Origin of the sequence: Amycolatopsis sp. NPDC059657, from assembly GCF_042734395.1 — a bacterium.
In the GTDB taxonomy this organism is placed as follows: domain Bacteria; phylum Actinomycetota; class Actinomycetes; order Mycobacteriales; family Pseudonocardiaceae; genus Amycolatopsis.
In genome coordinates, this window is sequence record NZ_JBHWEB010000007.1 from 128153 (window position 1) to 144989 (window position 16837).

A 16837-nucleotide genomic window follows, 5' to 3' on the forward strand; every position below is an offset into this window, starting at 1 on the left:
CCTAGCCGCGCAGGCTCAGGCCACCGTCGGCGGTGATCACCTGGCCCTGGATCCAGCCGGCCTCGGCGGTGCACAGCAGCGCCACCACCCCGGCGACGTCGTCGGGGGTGGTCAGCCGCCCGGCCGGGGTGCGGGCCGCGAGCATGGCGGCCACCTCCGGCATCGGGGTGCCGGGACCCTTGTCGATCTTCGCCGTGGAGACGGCGTTGACCGCGATCCCGCGCCCGGCCAGTTCCACGGCCAGATAGCGGACGAGACTCTCCAGCGCCGCCTTCGCGACTCCGAGTCCGGTGTACTTCGGGATGACCGCACGCGCGCCACTGCTCGACACGGCGACGATCCGCCCGTCACGCCCCGCCATCAGCTCCGCGATCGCGGGAATGCCGTGCAGGAACGGATCCAGTGCCGCGGCGACGTCCGCGTGCACGTGTGCCGGGTTGGCGCCGACCGCGTCGGCCGGATGCCATACCGCGGCGTTGTGCACGAAGACGTCCAGCACGCCGAACCGCGCGCGCACCTCGGCCAGCAGACTGTCTACTTCGGACGGAACGCTGATGTCGGCCTTGATCGCCGTCGCCGCGGCGCCCAGCCCGGTCAGCTCGGCGACGGCCTTCTCGGCGTTTTCGTCGGAGTGGGCGTAGTTGAGCACCACCTGGGCGCCGGCGGCGCAGAGCCTGCGCGCGACGGCCAGCCCGACACCACGGGTCGCGCCGGTGACCAGCGCGACCTTCCCTGCCAGGCCCAGGTCAGACACGGCCGGCCACCGTCTCCGCGCGGTTGCCCGCGACCGGCTCGGCGACCGTGGTGGTCACCTTGGCGAAGGCCAGCAGCGCGTCGTGCTCCGGGGTGTCCTGCGCGGTCAGGTGCGCGTCCGGGCCCGCCCAGCGCACGGCCGCGGTGTACCGGCCGGGGTGCATGACCGACTTCGCCAGGTCCAGGTGACCGAACCCCTCGGTCTCGGCGGCGACGCGGGCGTACTCGCGGTAGGCGGCCTCGAAGTCGGCCGGCTCGCCGGTGATCTCGAAGCGCTCGACGACGACCTGTCCCTCCACAGTGGACTCGCCGTCGATGCGCAGCACGCCCATGGACGGGTCGGCCTCGACGTCGACGATCTGGTGGAACTCCTTGGCGTGCGACTGGAAGGTCTCGCTGGCGAGCACGCGCTTGAACGCCTCCGGGCTGGTCCACCAGCCCAGGTTCACGTACACCGACGACCGCTCGGCCGCGCGGACCGCCTGGTGCGAGTGGAAACCGTCCTGCCGCCGCATCCAGCCGACGTGGTCGAGGAACCGGCTCTCGAACTCGGCGCCCGCGGCCGGGTCCTTGAGGGTGAACGTGTTGATGACGGTGAACATGGTCTTCACTTCTTTCGTCGTCGAAGGGTTGGCCAGCCAGGCGATCAGGTTGTCGCGCAGCCTGCGGCGCTGGATCTTCCCGTTGCCGGACCGGGGAATCGAGGAAACGCCCGCCGCGTCACGCACGCGCTGGTAATAGGGCAGTTGCTCGTTGACCTCCGCGAGCACGGCCGCCTGGTCGGCGCCGGGTTCGAGCACCAGCAGCGCGCCCGAGACGGCCCCGCTGAAGTCATCGGGAAGGTCCACCACGACCGATTCGGCGATCAGCGGGTGCCGGTTGAGCACCGCTTCGACCTCGGACGGCGCGATCAGGAAGTTGTCGCACTTGAAGACGTCCTTCAAGCGGTCGACCAGGAAGAGCCTGCCGTCGGCGTCGATCCGCCCGACATCCCCGGTGGACAGCCAGCCGTCCGGTTCCAGCCCGGTGCCGTCGGGGCCACCGAGGTAGCCCTTCATCACCTGCGGCCCGCGCAGCTGCACCTCACCCGTTTCACCGGGCGCCTTGACCTCACGGGTCTCCAGGTCGACGACCCGGCATTCGGTGTGCTCGACCGGCTTGCCGACCGAGCCTGCCACCGGGTGCTCCGGGTCGTCGCTGTGCGTCAGCGGCGAGGTCTCGGCGAGCCCGTAGCCCTGGAAAACGGGGATACCAAAGCGTTCTGTCAACCGTGCGGCCGCGCTGACGGGCAGCGCCGAACCACCCGACGCGATCCGCTGGACGGTGCGCAGGGTGAGGCCGTCGAGCGCCGGATCGGCCGCCAGCCTGGCCAGCCTGAACGGCAGGCTGTACAGGTGCGTCGCGCCGTGCTCGTTGGCGGCGGCCACCGCGTCGACCGGCTCGGGGCCGGTGCACAGCACCTGCGTGGCCTTGGCGCGCACCGCGGAGTTGAGGTGCATCGGGTGGAAGGTCGGCAGGTGGTTGACGGTCACCGACTCGGCGTCGAGCCGGTGCGCCGCGACGATCTGCGCGGCGTTGACCGTCAGGTTGCGGTGGGACAGCCGGACCGCCTTGGGCGCCCCGGTGGTGCCGCTGGTGAACTGCAGGCAGGCGTCGTCGTCCGCACCGACCTCGGGCACCGGGCCCGGCGTGCCGGCCAGCTCCGCCAGCGTGCGGACGCCTTCGCGCCGTCCGCCGCCGATCAAGACGGTTTCGACACCCTCGATCCGGTCGTGCACCACGGTGTCGGCGAAGACCAGTCCCGCACCGCTCGTGGTGAGCACGTGGCGCAGATCTTCCTCACGCAGCAACGGGTTCACGACGGCGACGATCCGGCCGGCCCGCGCCGCCGCGTAGTACGCGATGGCGAAGTCCGGGTGCAGCACCGAAACGACGGCGACCGCGGGGCCGGGGCCGATCGCCTGTGCCACTTCGGAAACGCGACGGTCCAGCTCGGCGTAGGTGAGCCGTTCCGCGCCCGACACCAGCGCGATCCGCGCCGGATGGGTGGCGGCCGCCTCGGCGAGCAGGCCGTCGAGGCGGGCCGGCACCTCAGCCACGACGGGCCTCCGCGTAGGCCTTGGCGTGGTTGAGGGTGTTGGTGCTGTTGGTGCTGAGCGCGCGGTGGACGTACTCGCGGGCGTCGGCGACCGTCTTGCCGTCACCGAGGATCTTCGTGACGGCTTCCGGCTTGAGGATGACCGTGTGCCGCGAGGTCACGTCGACGCCGTCGCCTGCCTCGGCGATGGTCCAGCGGCCGGTGTGCGCGGTCATCAGCGCGGGCACGGTCGTCTGCTTGTAGACGATGCGGTCGGTGCCGAACACCACGCGGATGGACTCGGTGGTGTGCACCGAGCCGTCGGCCGTGCGGGTGTCCATGGCCATCACCTGCAGGCCGGGCGTCTCCTCGGTCAGGTCGAGCCGCGCGACGTGCGGCAGCCGCTCCGGCCACAGGTCGGCCCGGTTGAGGAAGTCGAAGACGTCGGCGCCGTCACCTTCGATGCGCACGGTGTCGTCGAAGGTGAACATCAGCTCGTCGAGCCGGTCGGCCCGCTCGGCGATCTCCTTGATACCGGCCAGTTCCGCGCCACTGTTGCGGTCGAGCGCGGAATTGATCCACGCCAGGCCGTCCGGCGCGTCGTCGACGACCGTGAAGTCGTGGTGCAGTTCCAGCAGCGACGAGGTCTCGTCGACCGCGGTGACGACCCAGGTGCCGCCCATCGAGGCGATCGGCGCCACCGAGACCTCCTGGCGGAACGAGACGGTCAGCTTCTCCGGCTCGAACTCGCGGCGGGAGATCCAGGTCTTGACCGCGCCGTTGGCCGTGGCCCAGATCTGGATGCGCTCGGAGCGCTCATCCTTCGCCAGGTGCTCGACGTGGACGTTGGGCGCGAAGAACTCCGGCCAGCGGGTGACGTCGGCGACGATGTCGTACACGACCTTGGCTGGCGCGGCGACGGCGGTGCTGTGCAGGGTGTGGTGCCGCTCGGACACGGGAACTTCCTTTCGGGTCAAGGGGAACCGGTCTTGGGAACTCAGTAGTTGCCGAGGCCGCCGCAGACGTTGAGCGCCTGCGCGGTGATGGAGGCCGCGGTGTCCGTCGCCAGGTAGGCGACCAGGCCGGAGACCTCTTCCGGGGTCGAGTAACGGCCGAGCGGGATCTTCGCCTCGAACGTCTCGAGGATCTTGTCCTCGGTGGTGTCGTAGGCGGCCGCGTAACCGGCGCGGACCCGTTGCGCCATCGGCGTTTCCACGTAACCGGGGCAGACGGCGTTGACCGTGACGCCGGTGGTGGCGAGCTCCTTGCCGAGTGCCTTGCTGAACCCGATCACGCCGTGCTTCGACGCCGAGTACGGCGCCGCGAGCACCACACCCTGCTTGCCGCCGGTGGAGGCGATGTTGATGATCCGGCCCCAGCCGCGCTCCTTCAGCCCGCCGTGGTTGAGCACCTCGCGGGTGGTGAGGAAGACGCTGTTCAGGTTGGTGTCGATGACGTCGTACCAGAGCTCGTCGGTCAGGTCGGCGGTCACGCCACCGCCGTTGCGGCCCGCGTTGTTGACCAGTACGTCGACGCGCCCGTACCGCTGCACGGCGGCGGCCACCAGCCCCTTGACCGAGGCCACGTCACGGACGTCGGCCGTGGTGCCGTCCACCTCCAGGCCCTCGGCCTGCAGCTGCTTGACGGTTTCCGTGACCGTGTCGGCCGTGCGTGCGCAGATGAACACGGCCATGCCCTGGTTCGCCAGGTCCCTGGCGACGGCCAGACCGATCCCGCTGGTGGCGCCGGTGACCAGTGCGACGCGCTGCTCGTTCCCCATGCTCAGTACTCCTCTTAGGACGTTGGTGCCGTCGAATCTGCTCACCGGCCCTCGATCGGAGCTGGAGCGGGACTGGACAACGGGGCTCCACCGGCGGTCCAGCAGATCGCGAGCAGTGGCTTCCAGGCTCGGGATCATGACGACCACAGCCATCACCACCACCGCGGAGCTGTACTTCGAGGTGCAGCAGTTCTACGCACAGCAGATGCACCTGCTCGACGACGGCAAGGCCGAGGAGTGGGCCGAGACCTTCACCGAGGACGGCGTCTTCGCCGCCAACGCCCACCCCGAGCCCGCCGCGGGCCGTTCCGTCATCGCGGCGGCCGCTCGCAAGGCGACCGACGACTACGCCGCCAACGGCGTGCAGCGCCGCCACTGGCTCGGCATGGTCTCGGTCGAGCGCCGCACCGAGGACGAGGTCTTCGCCCAGTGCTACGCGCTGGTGATCGAAACCCCGCGCGGCGGCCAGGCCGCCATCCGCGTCTCCACCCGCTGCGACGACACCCTGGTCAACCGCGACGGCCGCTGGCTCGTCCAGCACCGCCAGGTCACCCGCGACGACCTCGCCTGAGCCCTCTTCGCAACCCCGCCCCGGTTTTCCAAAGCCGGGGCGGGCTTTTTCGTGCTCAGGGGTCGTGAGTGTTCCGGCCGGTTCTAACCGTTCTGAACACTCACGACCCCGAGGGACCCGCCTCGCAGTCGGCGGGCTTGGGTCAGGACCTCCCTCACCCGAACCCGCCGAGTCAGGGAGGCCCTCATCCAGCTGCATCGGGCACGCCACATTTGCCCTTTCCCTCAATAACCTCCGGGTGGCATGGGTAAGACCACTAAACGGCTGTCCGGAAAGATCGAGGCCCCTCAGCCTTTCCCGGTCCGCCCCGGCTCGACCGCTGCCCGAGTCCCGCCGGATTCACTCGCCTCGTCCGCGTTTATCGGCACTGAGAGGAAGCCCATGCGAGTATCAGTCGACCGGAGCCGGTGCTGCGGCGCCGGGCAGTGCGCGGCGACCGCGCCGGAAGTGTTCGACCAGAGCGAAGAAGACGGATTGGCCGTCCTGTCCACGGAGCAGCCCGGCGAAGGGCACTGGGCCGCGGTGCGGATGGCAGCCACGCTCTGCCCGGCGTCCGCGATCTCCGTGCGCGAGCACCAGTCGTGACCACCACGCTGGAGAGCGGCGATATCCAGGGAGCCCCGAAATGACCACTACCCCCGCCGCGCCGGCCACCACGCTGCCCGCCGAGCGCGGGTCCTGCCCGTTCGCGCCGCCGCCCGCCTACGATGACGCCCGGCGCACCGAGCCGGTCAAGCGGATGAGCCTGTGGAACGGCGAACCATGCTGGCTCGTCACGGGCTATGAAGAGAACCGGATCGTGCTACAGGACCGCAGGTTCAGCGCGGACGCCCGCAACGCCGGGTTCCCGTTCCTGTCCCCCGGCCGCCGGCAACTGCTCACCAAGGCGCAGCCGAGCTTCTTGCGGCTGGACGACCCCGAGCACGCCCGGCTGCGCCGCATGCTCACCGGCGATTTCATCGTCAAACGCGCCCAGGCCCAGCAGCCGCAGGTCCAGGCGATCGTCGACGACGTGCTGGACCGCATGCTGGCCAAGGGCGAGCCCGCCGATCTCGTGCGGGACTTCGCGCTCCCGGTGCCCTCGCGGGTGATCTGCCTGCTGCTCGGCGTGCCGTATGCCGACCACGAATTCTTCGAGCGCACCAGCAGCGTGCTGGTGGACCTCACCACCCCGCCGGACCAGGTCAAGCAGGCGCAGGGCGAGATCCGCGCGTACCTGGACGAGCTGGTCGAGGCCAAGCGCCGGCATCCGGACGACACGCTGCTGGGCAAGCTGGTCGCGCGCGGCGAGCTGAGCCAGACCGAATGCGCGGCGATGGCACTGGTCCTGCTGGTGGCCGGCCACGAGACCACCGCGAACATGATTTCCTTCGGCATGCTCGCCCTGCTGCGCAACCCGGAGCAGGCCGCGCTGCTGCGGGCCGAGCCGGAACGCATCGGGAGTGCCATCGAGGAGCTGCTGCGATATCTGTCCGTCGTCCACTTCGGACTGCCGCGCACCACGCTCGAGGACGTCGAGCTGGGCGGCCAACTGATCCGCGCCGGGGAGGGAGTGCTGTGCATGATCTCGGCGGCCAACCGCGACGAATCCCTGTTCACCGATCCGGAGCGGTTCGACATCACTCGCGACTCCCGGCGCCACCTCGCCTTCGGGTTCGGAGTGCACCAATGCGTCGGACAGCCGCTGGCCCGGGTCGAACTGCGGTCGGCGCTCGGCACGCTCCTGCGACGGCTGCCCGACCTGCGCCTCGCCGTCCCGGATGACCAGCTGGAGTACCGCACCGACAAGGCCGTCTACGGCGTGCGGGAAATGCCCGTGCTCTGGTGAGACCACTGCGGGAGAAAGGAGCCGGACGGGTGCCCTCCAGCTCCTTTCTCCTTGGCGCTTCCGGCGGTTCAATCGTTCTTGGTGCACCACACCCGGCGGATGTCGTCGAGTATCTGGGCTTGGCGAGGGCCTCCCTCACCAAGATCGGGTTCAGGGTTCCGGCGAAGTCGGCTCTTCGGGCTTGGTTGAACGCGTGAACGCCACGTTCACAACGTTGATCGTTGTGAACGTGGCGTTCACGCGTTTTCAGAGCGCGGGAGTCAGTCCACAAAGGACGCAAACCGCAAACTTCACCCAGCAATGTCCGTTCAGCGTAGATTTTCTGCCCGGTTCGGCAGGTCGCGCACGTGACAAGGGCGGCCCATGTCACGTACAGCGTTGCAAGGGTGGCCCTTGTCAGGTGCGGCCACGACTTTTGGCCGGGCCCTGAAGATCGGGTTGGTCAGGGCCTCGGCGGTACCACTTACGACCCCACCGGAAAGGGGACTCCGGACCCGATGGTCCGAAGTCCCCTTTCCGGTGTGCCTAAGCCGTGGCGGACAGGCTTTCGTTGACGACGTCCAGCAGCAGGCGCGGGGTGTGCGCCTCCGACACTGTGTCGTCGGCCAGCGTGATCCCGTACTCGCGCTCGATGCGGCCGGTGACCTGCAGCAGCGCCAGCGAGTCGTAGCCCAGCTCGTCGAACTCGGTGTCGAGCACCTCGCCGTCGAGGTCGACACCCTCCGCTTCGCCCGCGCATTCGCGCAGCAGTCCGGTGAGCTCCCCCAGAGTCATTTTCGCCATTTCCCGATACCTCTCCTTGTTGCGGGTTGAAAAACGTGGAGCGATCGTCACTCCGGCGCGGTCACCACCGCGGCGGCATTGAAGCCGCCGTGCCCACGGGCCAGCACCAGTGCCGTCCGTACCGGCTGCCGCCGGATGGTGGTGACCAGGTCGAGTTCGCAGCCCTGCGCGAGCGGGCCGGCGTGCGCCATCGGCGGCAGCACACCGTCCCTGATCGACAGCAGCGCCGCCGCGAGGTCCAGCGAGGCGCCGCCCGCCGACAACCGCCCGGTCATCGACTTCGGCACCGCCACGGGAACCGCGCCGGCGCCGAAGATCGCGGTGATCGCGTCGGCCTCCTGCCGGTCCAGCTCCGGGACACCGGCCGCGTCGGCGAAGACCACGTCGACCGCGCTCGGCGTCAGACCGGCCTGCTCCAGCGCGATTTCGGCCGCGCGCCTCAGTCCGGGATCACCCTTACGGCCGGGTCCTGGATCGAACGTCGCCGCGTAACCGGCGAGCCGTCCGTAGACGCGGGCGCCGCGTTCGGTGGCCGCCTCGGCGTCTTCGAGGATCAGCATCGCGCCGCCCTCACCGGGCACGTGCCCGCTGGCGTCCGCGCCGAACGGCAGGTACGCCCGCGCCGGGTCGTCCTCGGTGGAGATCCGGCCGCCGGTCAGCTGCGCGGCCCAGCCCCACGGGCAGATCGCGCCGTCGACACCGCCGGTGACCATGAGCGAGCTGCCCTTGCGCAGCTGCCGCCTGGCCTGGGCGACCGCGTCGAGCCCGCCCGCCTGCTCGGAGACGAGCACGCCGCTCGGCCCGCGCAGCCCGTGCCTGATCGAGATCTGCCCGCTGTTGACCGCGTAGAACCAGGCGAACGACTGGTACGCGCTGACGTGCTGGCCGCCCTTGCTCCACAACGCTTCCAGCTCGCGCTGCCCGAACTCGAACCCGCCCGCCGAGGCCGCCGTGACGACGCCCGCCGCGTACTCGGGCAGCTCGGCCGGGTCGACGCCGGCGTCGGCGATGGCCTCCGCGGCGGCGGTCAGCGCGAGCCTGGTCATGTGGTCGGTCTGCGGGATCAGCCGGTTGGGGATGTGGTCCTCGGCGCGGAAGTCCGGCACCTCACCGGCGAGGGTGGCCGGGTAGCCGGAGGCGTCGAACCGGGTGACCGCCGCGATGCCGCTCTCCCCGGCGAGGGTGGCGCTCCACCAGGCCTCGGTGCCGAGCCCGTTGGGCGCGGCCACGCCGATGCCGGTGAAGACCGCGGTGTCCTGGCTGCTCATGCGGCGGTCCTCCGTTCGGGACGGGTGAGGATCATCGCGCTCTGGAATCCGCCGAAGCCGCTGCCGACGCTGAGCACGGTGTCGATCCGCGCCTCGCGCGCGGTGATCGGGGTGTAGTCGAGATCGCATTCGGGGTCGGGCTCGTGCAGGTTCGCCGTCGGCGGCACCACGCCGTGCTCGATGGCCAGTGCCGAGGCCGCGATCTCCAGCGAGCCGATCGCGCCCAGCGAGTGGCCGATCATCGACTTGATGGAGCTGACCGGTGTCTCGTAGGCGTGCTGCCCGAGCGCCCGCTTGAACGCGGCCGTCTCGTGGCGGTCGTTCTGCTTGGTGCCGGACCCGTGCGCGTTGATGTAGTCGACGGCGGTCGCGTCCAGCTTCGCCTCGGCCAGCGACATCCTGATGGCCTCGGCCATCTCCTTGCCGTCGGCGCGCAGCCCGGTCATGTGATAGGCGTTGCTGCGGGACGCGAACCCGGCGATCTCGGCGTAGATGTGCGCGCCACGGGCCCGCGCCGCGTCCAGCTCCTCGAGCACGAACACGGCCGATCCCTCGCCCAGCACGAACCCGTTGCGAGTGCGGTCGAACGGCCGCGACGCGTGCTCCGGGTCGTCGTTGCGCGGCGAGGTCGCCTTGATGGCGTCGAAACAGGCGACCGAGATCGGCGAGATCGGCGCGTCGGTGGCGCCCGCGATCATCACGTCGGCGCTGCCTTCGCCGATGAGCTCCACGGCGTGGCCGACCGCGTCCAGCCCGGAGGTGCAGCCGGTGGAGACCACCGCGCCGGGTCCCTGCGCGCCGACCGCCCAGGCCACCTCGGCCGAGAACGAGCTGGGCACCAGGTAGTTGAACAGGTGCGGCACCGCGAACTCGTGGTCGACGTTCCACTTGGCGCCGCCGTCGCTGACCACCGAGTACTCGGTGTCGAGTCCCATGGTGGCGCCGACCGCGCTGCCGATGGTCACGCCGGTGCGGAACGGGTCGAGGTCATCCTCGGTCAGCCCGCTGTCGGCCATCGCCTCCCTGGCGCTGACGACGGCGAACTGCGCCGCCCGGTCCATCCGCCGGATCTCCTGCGGGCTCAGCCCCGCCTTGACCGGGTCGAAATCGGACTCCGCGGCGATCCGCGACCGGAACGAGGTGGCGTCGAACAGGGTGATCGCCCTGGTCGCCGTCCGGCCGCCGGTCAGCAGCGACCAGAACTGGCCGGTGCCTCCCGATCCGCCCGGCGCGACCACACCGATCCCGGTGATGACAACCCGCCGCCTCATCGCCGCCCCGCCAGGGTCTCCTGCGCTGACTTCACGTCCGCGTCCTTCCTGCTTGGTTCTGCTCTGTCTTCCCGCCACGCTGCGCTCCGGTGCTCAAACCGGGCTCGATTCGGGACGGAGTAAGCCTTTTTCCTCGATCACCGAGCCCAGTAGCTCCGGCAGCATCCGATCACGGACGAAAAGATGGCTGCCCGCAATGGTTTTCGTCGTGAACTCGCCCGCCGCGTACCGTCGCCACCCGGCGACCTCCCGTGGCGGCGCGAGCTCGTCATCGTGCCCGGCGACCACCATCATCGGGTCCACAAGGGACGGTGACGGTGCCGCTCGCAGCGCCGCGGCGAGCCGCAGATCGTCACGGATGACCGGCAGCACCCGGCGTCGCCAGAGCCCGTCTTCGGCCTCCGGGCAGGCGTCGAGATCGAACGACAACGGGATGTCCGGCGGCACCACCGCGCCGAGCACGACGAGCGCGGGCGGCGGCAGTCCGAGTGACCGGACCGCCGCCGCGAAGGTGTACGCGACGAGCCCGCCGAGACTGTGCCCGTACAGCACATACGGCCGGTCCAGCACCGGACCGGCCCGCTCGGCGAGTTCGTCGAGCAGCCCCTCCCGCGTGGTGACCCTGGGTTCCCGCGCCCTGATGTCCCTGCCCGGCAACAAAACCGGAACGACTTCCGCGGTGCCTGCCAGCATCCGTTTCCACGGCGCGAAAGCCGAAACCCCGGCACCCGCGTGATGGAAACAGAGCAGCCGCGGGCTCATTCCTCCACCAGTGCCACCGCCCGGGTCCACCCGGCGCCCGCGCCCGCGATCTTCACCGGGAAACAGGCGACCTGGAACCCGAACGGCTCCTCCAGCTCGTCAAGCTGCGCGAGCCGTTCGATTTGGCAATACTCCCGCCGCCGCCCGGCGAAGTGCGCGGGCCACAGCACCGAAGCGTCCTTGGTCTCCTGGTACCGCTTGATCATGTGCCCGAACGGCGCGTCGAGACTCCACGCGTCGGTCCCGATCACCCGGATGCCCAGATCGAGCAGGTAATCGGTGGCCTGCCCGTCCAGTCCCGCGAAATCGGTGAAGTACTTCGGCGTCCCGGCGTGCCGCGACGCACCGGTGCGCAGCAGCACGATGTCGAGCGGCTGCGGCTGGTACCCGATCCGGTCGAACTCGGCCTTGACGTCGGCGGCCCCGATGACGCCGATCCCGGCATCGGTGAAGTCGAGTACCACACCGGGCCGCAGGAACCAGTCCAGCGGCATCTCGTCGATATGCCTGGGCCGCCCGTATTCCCCGACGGAGCCATAGTGCGACGGCGCGTCGACATGCGTCCCGGTGTGCGTGGTGAGCGTCAGCGTGTCCAGCGAAAGCAGCTCACCACCGGGCAGTTCGGCCGGATCCAGCTCCAGCCCGAAGTGCTCGCGCATCTCCTCGCTCATGTGACGCGCGCCCTCGGCGGGCGTCATGACCTCGTGCACGATCGGATCCGGCTCCCAGCCGGCGGCGTCGATCGGCGAAGAAAGATCTATGCAGCGCAACGTTTCCCTCACAGCAATCGGCGGAACCTGTCACCGACCACTGTGGAAACCCGGCCTAGAGCCCCCCTCGAACCCCAAGCGACCCAACGGCTCGTCGTCGCTTAGCGGTGGAAGGCCTCGATCACTTCCTGCACCCGCAGCCCGCTCGCGAAGTCGGCCAGCGCACGCGGATGCTTCCCCCTGATCGCCTCGGCGAACAGCGAAAGCCGCTCCGCCTCGGACCCTCGCGGACCACTCAGCTTCACCGGCGTCCACTCGCCGCCGTCCGACTCGAAGAGCTGAGCCCAGTTCCGCAGCAGGTACGACCGCCGCGTCCCCCACAGGATCCACTCGTACAACTCCGGCGCCGCGATCCCGGCGAACCCCGAGACGTGCACCGGAACTTCCCCGGCACGCAGCAACCCGCGCGCCGCGACCTCGCCATCCTCAGGCGCGTCGAGACTGACGTCGACCGCTTCGAGCGGCCCGAGTAGCCGATCCGTCACGTACACGAAGTGCGACAGCACCTCACGCACGAACCCGCCCTGTTCCTTGCCTGCGACCCAGGTCGCCGTGGACTGGAAGTCACGGGGCCAGCGCGGGAAGTGCAGCCGCACATCGACACCCCGCACCTCCCCGACCTCCCCGTCGGCGAGCGCGCGCTCGACCTCGAGCACGGCGTCCCGGTTCGACAACGCGAAGTTCACCGCGGCCGCCACACCCCGCTCGCCGGCGGCCTCGATCATGCGGCGCCCATCGTCGAGGCTGATGGCGAGCGGCTTCTCACAGAAGACGGCCTTGCCTGCCCGGATCGCGGCGATCACCGGCTCGGCGTGGAACTTCGGCGGCGTCGCGAAGTAGACCGCGTCGATGTCGCCCGCTTCCACGATCTCCCGCACGTCGGCGGCGAACGGCACGCCGAGGCGTCCCGCGGCCTCCGGGTTCACGTCGAAGACCCGCACGACCTCGAACTCGTCCGTCGACCGGGCCGCGGCGACCATCGCGGTCCCCATGACGCCCAGCCCGACAACACCCAGCCGAATCGGCTGACCGGAAGTTTCCATGGGCGGAGTCTCTGCGAAACCCCGCCCGACTTCAAGATCCAATCACGACGCGGGCTTGCATTTCGGCGCCGTGGCGGCGGCCGCGGACAGTTCGGGCGACCCCACGATGGGCGACACCGGATCAACAGCGTCGCTCACCGCGGTCTGCGCGGCGTTCATGGCCTCGATCGCGGCATCCAGCGCCTTACTGTCCCCGGCCTTGGCCGCCGCGAGCTTCGCCTTCCCATCGGCCGCGGTGTCACGAGCCTTTGTGAACTTGTCCACAAAGGACTTCCTGGCGGTCTCCCCCGCCGGCACAGACGAAGCCCCGATCGCGTTCAGCTCCTCAACGGCCTTCCCCGCGAACTCGGCGTACCGCCCCAGACTCTCCCCGATCGTCTTCGCGGTCGCGACCTCGGACTGCGGCCCCTTCTTGGCAGCCTCATTGACAGCCTGCCGATACCCATGAACAGCCCCGCAAAGCCCATCCATCCAGGCAACGGCCTTCGCATCCACCCCCGGAGCCGAAGTAAGCGTCGAAGTAGCCACAGTCACAGTAGAGACCGGAGCCACCGACTCACCCCCAGAGCACCCCCCAACGACCACGGCGACCAACCCAGCCACCCCAGCAACCCCCACCCAGCGCAAACCCATCCCAAGTCCCCTCTCAAAAGCAACCTGAGACCAACACGCCCCACCCCTCACCCAGGTTGCCCCACACACAAAAACCCCGAAACAAAAAAATCCCCCGCAACCCAACAACCTGCGGGGGTCCGGGGGCGGCAGCCCCCGGCGGGGGTGTGGGGGCTCGGCCCCCACAAAAGCACTCCGACACGTGCGAACGGCCCACGCCCCCGGTGGGCATGGGCCGTCCAAACGTGGAGGTGCCGGGAATTGAACCCGGGTCCTCTGGCGGATCATCAGGGCTTCTCCGTGCGCAGTCCGCTGTGTCTCTACTTGACCCCATCGATCTCGCGAACAAGCCGATGTGACGGGCCCAGCCACTGTTTGTTTCCTAACCGGGCCCCGTGGCCGGGACCGGCAGTACTCCTCCTAGCTGATGCCGGGATCCGGGACGGAGGAACTCCCGGGCCGACAGACTCGCACTACTGCTTAGGCAGCAAGGGCGAAGTCGCGCTGATTGGAATCGGCGCTTATTGGTTTGCCATGACGCTCAACAGTGGTCTCTGGCCTGCACTGGCACGCTTCACCTGAATCAACGTCCAAAGTCGAAACCGTTCACCCCCTGGGTGCTGTCAGTGGTACACAACCTGTCCATCATAACTCCTGGTGTCCACCCGATATTCCCGCCGGTGGGGTTAGCCCCACCTCCTGGATGCCCGTGCGCACCATGGCCGCTGGTGGCACCCGCCGCGCATGCTTGGTTCCGCAAGCGAGAGAGGAGCCGGTCATGGTGCGCAGAGGTGCGTCGTTCAGCGGGTCGCTGGTGTATCTGCTGATGAACTTCCCGGTGGGGGTCACGGCGTTCGTGGTGCTCATGACGCTGGTGCCCGCCGGGGTCGGCACGGCGGTCGTGTGGATCGGGCTGCCGGTGCTGATGCTGGCGTTTCTGCTGCTCAAGGGTGGCGCGCGGGTCGAAAGGGCGCGGACGTACGCGCTGACGGACACGTTCATCGCGATGCCGTATCTGCCGTTGCCGGAAGGCGGGCACTGGCCGAGGTGGAAGGCACGGCTGCGTGACGCGCAGACGTGGCGTGACCTGGTGTACTTCCTGCTGCTGTTCCCGGTCGGGGTCGCCGAGTTCTGCCTGCTGGTGGGGTTCTGGGCGACGAGCCTGGGCCTGGTGGGGCTGCCGATCTACTTCCGGTACCTGCCCGATGGCGCCTGGTACTTCCCGCGCTGGGACGACCTGCACTGGATCACCGTCGACTCGACCGTGGAAGCGCTACCGTGGGCGGCACTGGGGGTGCTGTGCGTCGCGCTGTCGGTCGCGCTGACCAAGGCGATGGCGGGCCTGCACACCCGGTTCGCGGCTTCACTGCTCGGCCCGACGGCCCGGCGGCGCGAGCTGCTCGAAGACGATCTGGTGGAGCGGGAACTGAGTGTGACGAGCCGATGACGACCGAACTGGACCAGCCGCGTCCGCATCCCGCGAAGGCGATCGGCTACATGATCGTCAGCTTCCCGTGGCGGCTGCTGCAGTTCGTGCTGATCGTGACCTTGATGTCGGTCGGGATCAGCACGGTGGTGATCTGGGTGGGCATCCCGATCCTGATCGCCACGACCGCGCTGGTGCGCTGGTTCGGCGATGTGGAGCGCCGCTGGGTGCGGTCGGCGCTGTCCACGCCACTGCCGCCGATCGAGCGGAGCCCGACCGAGGGCCTGAGCATGCTGCGCCGCTGGCAGGTCCGGCTGACGGACCCGACGACGTGGCGTGACATGGCGTATCTGCTGCTCGCGTTCCCGATCGCCTGCGCGGAGTTCGCGCTCGGGCTGGCGTCGATCATCCTGGTGCCGATGGCGATCTGGGTGGTGCCGTGGATCGCCTGGGCGCACGGCAGGCTGGCGATGTGGCTGCTCGGCCCGAACAAGACCGCGCGCCTGGAGGTCAAGGCGGAGCGGCTGCAGGCTTCACGGGCCCGCGGTGTCGACGCCGCAGAGGCCGAACGCCGCCGGATCGAGCGCGACCTGCACGACGGCGCCCAGCAGCGGCTGGTCGCGGTCGCGATGAGCCTCGGCCGCGCGAAGGCGAAGTTCGAGCGTGACCCGGAAGCGGTGCGCGCGCTGCTCGACGAGGCGCACGTGGACGCCAAGCTCGCCGTTTCGGAGCTGCGTGACCTGGCCAGGGGCATCTACCCGGCGGTGCTGGGCGACCGCGGCCTGGACGCGGCGCTGTCGGCGCAGGCGGCGAAGTCGCCGATCCCGGTGGACGTGTCCGTCGAGGTCGAACCGCGCCCGCCAGCCGCCGTGGAGAGCACGGCCTACTTCATCGTCGGCGAGTGCCTGACGAACATCGCGAAGTACGCCGAAGCCTCCGAAGCCCGCGTCAAGCTGTGGCGCACCGACGACACGGTGGTCGTCGAGATCACCGACAACGGCAAGGGCGGCGCCGAGATCCGCCCCGGCGGCGGGCTGGCCGGTCTCGCGGACCGCGCGGCCACGATCGACGGGGTCATCACCGTGGTGAGCCCGGTCGGCGGCCCGACGGTCATCCGCGCGGATCTCCCCTGCACCTGGTGAAGCAGGCCCCTGGATAGGGTGTGAGCCTCGGGAAAGTCACCGAGTCACACACAGCTTGGGGGCCCGCATGCGGGTAGTGATCGCCGAAGACGCAGTGCTGCTTCGGGCGGGCGTGACAAGGCTCCTGGCGGACGAGGGCATCGAGACGGTGGCCGCCGTCGACAACGGCGACGACCTGCTCGGCGCGGTCAAGGAACACCGGCCCGACCTGGCGATCGTCGACGTCCGCATGCCACCGACGTTCACCGACGAGGGCCTGCGCGCGGCGATCGGGGCCCGCAAGGAGATCCCGGGCCTGCCCGTGCTGGTGCTGTCCCAGTACGTCGAGGAGAGCTACGCGGTCGAGCTGCTCTCCGGCGGCGCGGGCGGCGTCGGTTACCTGCTCAAGGAGCGCGTCGCCGACGTGGCGGACTTCCTCGACGCGGTACGCCGGGTCGCGGCGGGCGGCACCGCGATCGACCCGGACGTCATCGCCCAGCTCATGGCCCGCGGCCGCAAGAACCCGCTCGACGCGCTCACCAACCGCGAGTCCGAGGTGCTCGGCCTGATGGCTCAGGGCCTGTCGAACACCGCGATCGCGAACTCACTGGTCGTCTCACACGGCGCGGTCGAGAAGCACATCGGCAACATCTTCTCCAAGCTCGGCCTCGAAGCCAGCTCCGAGGAACACCGCCGCGTCCGCGCCGTCCTCACCTATCTCGGCCGCAGCTAGAAGGTCGTGAGTGGTACGGCCGGTTCTAACCGGCCGTAC

Annotated in this window: 16 protein-coding genes, 1 other RNA gene and 2 pseudogenes; 7 read left to right on the forward strand and 12 right to left on the reverse strand. The window is 69.6% G+C overall.

The window, feature by feature from the left end:
- Position 1: 1 nt before the first annotated feature.
- The 4 genes from ACFV15_RS06315 to ACFV15_RS06330 are packed head-to-tail and all read right to left on the reverse strand — an operon-like array spanning position 2 to position 4610.
- Positions 2-754, reverse strand: a complete 753-nt coding sequence (locus ACFV15_RS06315) for an SDR family oxidoreductase (protein WP_378349083.1) — start codon at positions 752-754, stop codon at positions 2-4.
- The gene (locus tag ACFV15_RS06320) at positions 747-2852 is read right to left on the reverse strand and encodes an AMP-binding protein (RefSeq protein ID WP_378349084.1); all 2106 of its coding nucleotides are present in this window, start codon (positions 2850-2852) and stop codon (positions 747-749) included. The genes ACFV15_RS06315 and ACFV15_RS06320 overlap by 8 nt, the downstream gene beginning before the upstream one ends.
- A complete protein-coding gene (locus tag ACFV15_RS06325) occupies positions 2845-3786 on the reverse strand; it encodes an aromatase/cyclase (RefSeq protein ID WP_378349085.1) in 942 nt (313 codons plus the stop codon). Before ACFV15_RS06325 ends, ACFV15_RS06320 begins: the two co-directional genes overlap by 8 nt.
- Before the next feature lie 41 nt (positions 3787-3827).
- Positions 3828-4610 (reverse strand): SDR family NAD(P)-dependent oxidoreductase, encoded by a 783-nt coding sequence (locus ACFV15_RS06330; RefSeq protein ID WP_378349086.1) that lies wholly within the window; start codon positions 4608-4610, stop codon positions 3828-3830.
- A gap of 136 nt (positions 4611-4746) precedes the next feature.
- Here ACFV15_RS06330 and ACFV15_RS06335 point away from each other — a divergent pair, with 136 nt between their 5' ends.
- The 3 genes from ACFV15_RS06335 to ACFV15_RS06345 all read left to right on the forward strand — a co-directional run bounded on the left by ACFV15_RS06335 (position 4747) and on the right by ACFV15_RS06345 (position 7009).
- Complete coding sequence (locus ACFV15_RS06335; protein ID WP_378349087.1) at positions 4747-5181, forward strand: nuclear transport factor 2 family protein; 435 nt, start codon at positions 4747-4749, stop codon at positions 5179-5181.
- A 381-nt stretch (positions 5182-5562) separates the two neighbouring features.
- Positions 5563-5766, forward strand: a complete 204-nt coding sequence (locus ACFV15_RS06340) for a ferredoxin (RefSeq protein WP_378349088.1) — start codon at positions 5563-5565, stop codon at positions 5764-5766.
- Between the two features lie 40 nt (positions 5767-5806).
- On the forward strand, positions 5807-7009 hold the full coding sequence (locus ACFV15_RS06345) for a cytochrome P450 (RefSeq protein WP_378349089.1): 1203 nt from the start codon (positions 5807-5809) through the stop codon (positions 7007-7009).
- A gap of 525 nt (positions 7010-7534) precedes the next feature.
- Here ACFV15_RS06345 and ACFV15_RS06350 read toward each other — a convergent pair.
- From ACFV15_RS06350 to ssrA, 8 genes are all read right to left on the reverse strand, one after another.
- On the reverse strand, positions 7535-7792 hold the full coding sequence (locus ACFV15_RS06350) for an acyl carrier protein (protein WP_378349090.1): 258 nt from the start codon (positions 7790-7792) through the stop codon (positions 7535-7537).
- A 47-nt stretch (positions 7793-7839) separates the two neighbouring features.
- Complete coding sequence (locus ACFV15_RS06355) at positions 7840-9060, reverse strand: ketosynthase chain-length factor (RefSeq protein ID WP_378349091.1); 1221 nt, start codon at positions 9058-9060, stop codon at positions 7840-7842.
- A complete protein-coding gene (locus ACFV15_RS06360; RefSeq protein WP_378349092.1) occupies positions 9057-10331 on the reverse strand; it encodes a beta-ketoacyl-[acyl-carrier-protein] synthase family protein in 1275 nt (424 codons plus the stop codon). Before ACFV15_RS06360 ends, ACFV15_RS06355 begins: the two co-directional genes overlap by 4 nt.
- Positions 10332-10424: 93 nt before the next feature.
- A complete protein-coding gene (locus tag ACFV15_RS06365; protein WP_378349093.1) occupies positions 10425-11093 on the reverse strand; it encodes a thioesterase II family protein in 669 nt (222 codons plus the stop codon).
- Positions 11090-11875 carry a cyclase family protein gene (locus tag ACFV15_RS06370; RefSeq protein WP_378349094.1) on the reverse strand — a complete coding sequence of 262 codons (786 nt, stop codon included), beginning with the start codon at positions 11873-11875 and terminating at the stop codon, positions 11090-11092. The genes ACFV15_RS06365 and ACFV15_RS06370 overlap by 4 nt, the downstream gene beginning before the upstream one ends.
- Positions 11876-11964: 89 nt before the next feature.
- Positions 11965-12906 carry a Gfo/Idh/MocA family protein gene (locus ACFV15_RS06375; protein ID WP_378349095.1) on the reverse strand — a complete coding sequence of 314 codons (942 nt, stop codon included), beginning with the start codon at positions 12904-12906 and terminating at the stop codon, positions 11965-11967.
- A gap of 42 nt (positions 12907-12948) precedes the next feature.
- A complete protein-coding gene (locus tag ACFV15_RS06380) occupies positions 12949-13401 on the reverse strand; it encodes a hypothetical protein (RefSeq protein ID WP_378349096.1) in 453 nt (150 codons plus the stop codon).
- A 360-nt stretch (positions 13402-13761) separates the two neighbouring features.
- Positions 13762-14132: a transfer-messenger RNA gene (gene ssrA / locus ACFV15_RS06385) on the reverse strand.
- Between the two features lie 164 nt (positions 14133-14296).
- Between ssrA and ACFV15_RS06390 the strand changes: the two genes are divergently transcribed.
- The 4 genes and pseudogenes from ACFV15_RS06390 (at position 14297) to ACFV15_RS06405 (ending at position 16798) form a co-directional block, all read left to right on the forward strand.
- Entirely contained in the window at positions 14297-14965 is a 669-nt protein-coding gene (locus ACFV15_RS06390) for a sensor domain-containing protein (RefSeq protein ID WP_378349097.1), read from the forward strand.
- 50 nt (positions 14966-15015) lie between these two features.
- A pseudogene (locus ACFV15_RS06395) lies at positions 15016-15324 on the forward strand (sensor domain-containing protein); the annotation flags it as partial.
- Positions 15325-15570: 246 nt separating this feature from the next.
- Positions 15571-16086: pseudogene (locus ACFV15_RS06400) on the forward strand (sensor histidine kinase); the annotation flags it as partial.
- Positions 16087-16153: 67 nt separating this feature from the next.
- Positions 16154-16798, forward strand: a complete 645-nt coding sequence (locus ACFV15_RS06405; protein WP_378349098.1) for a response regulator — start codon at positions 16154-16156, stop codon at positions 16796-16798.
- The last annotated feature ends 39 nt before the right edge of the window (positions 16799-16837 follow it).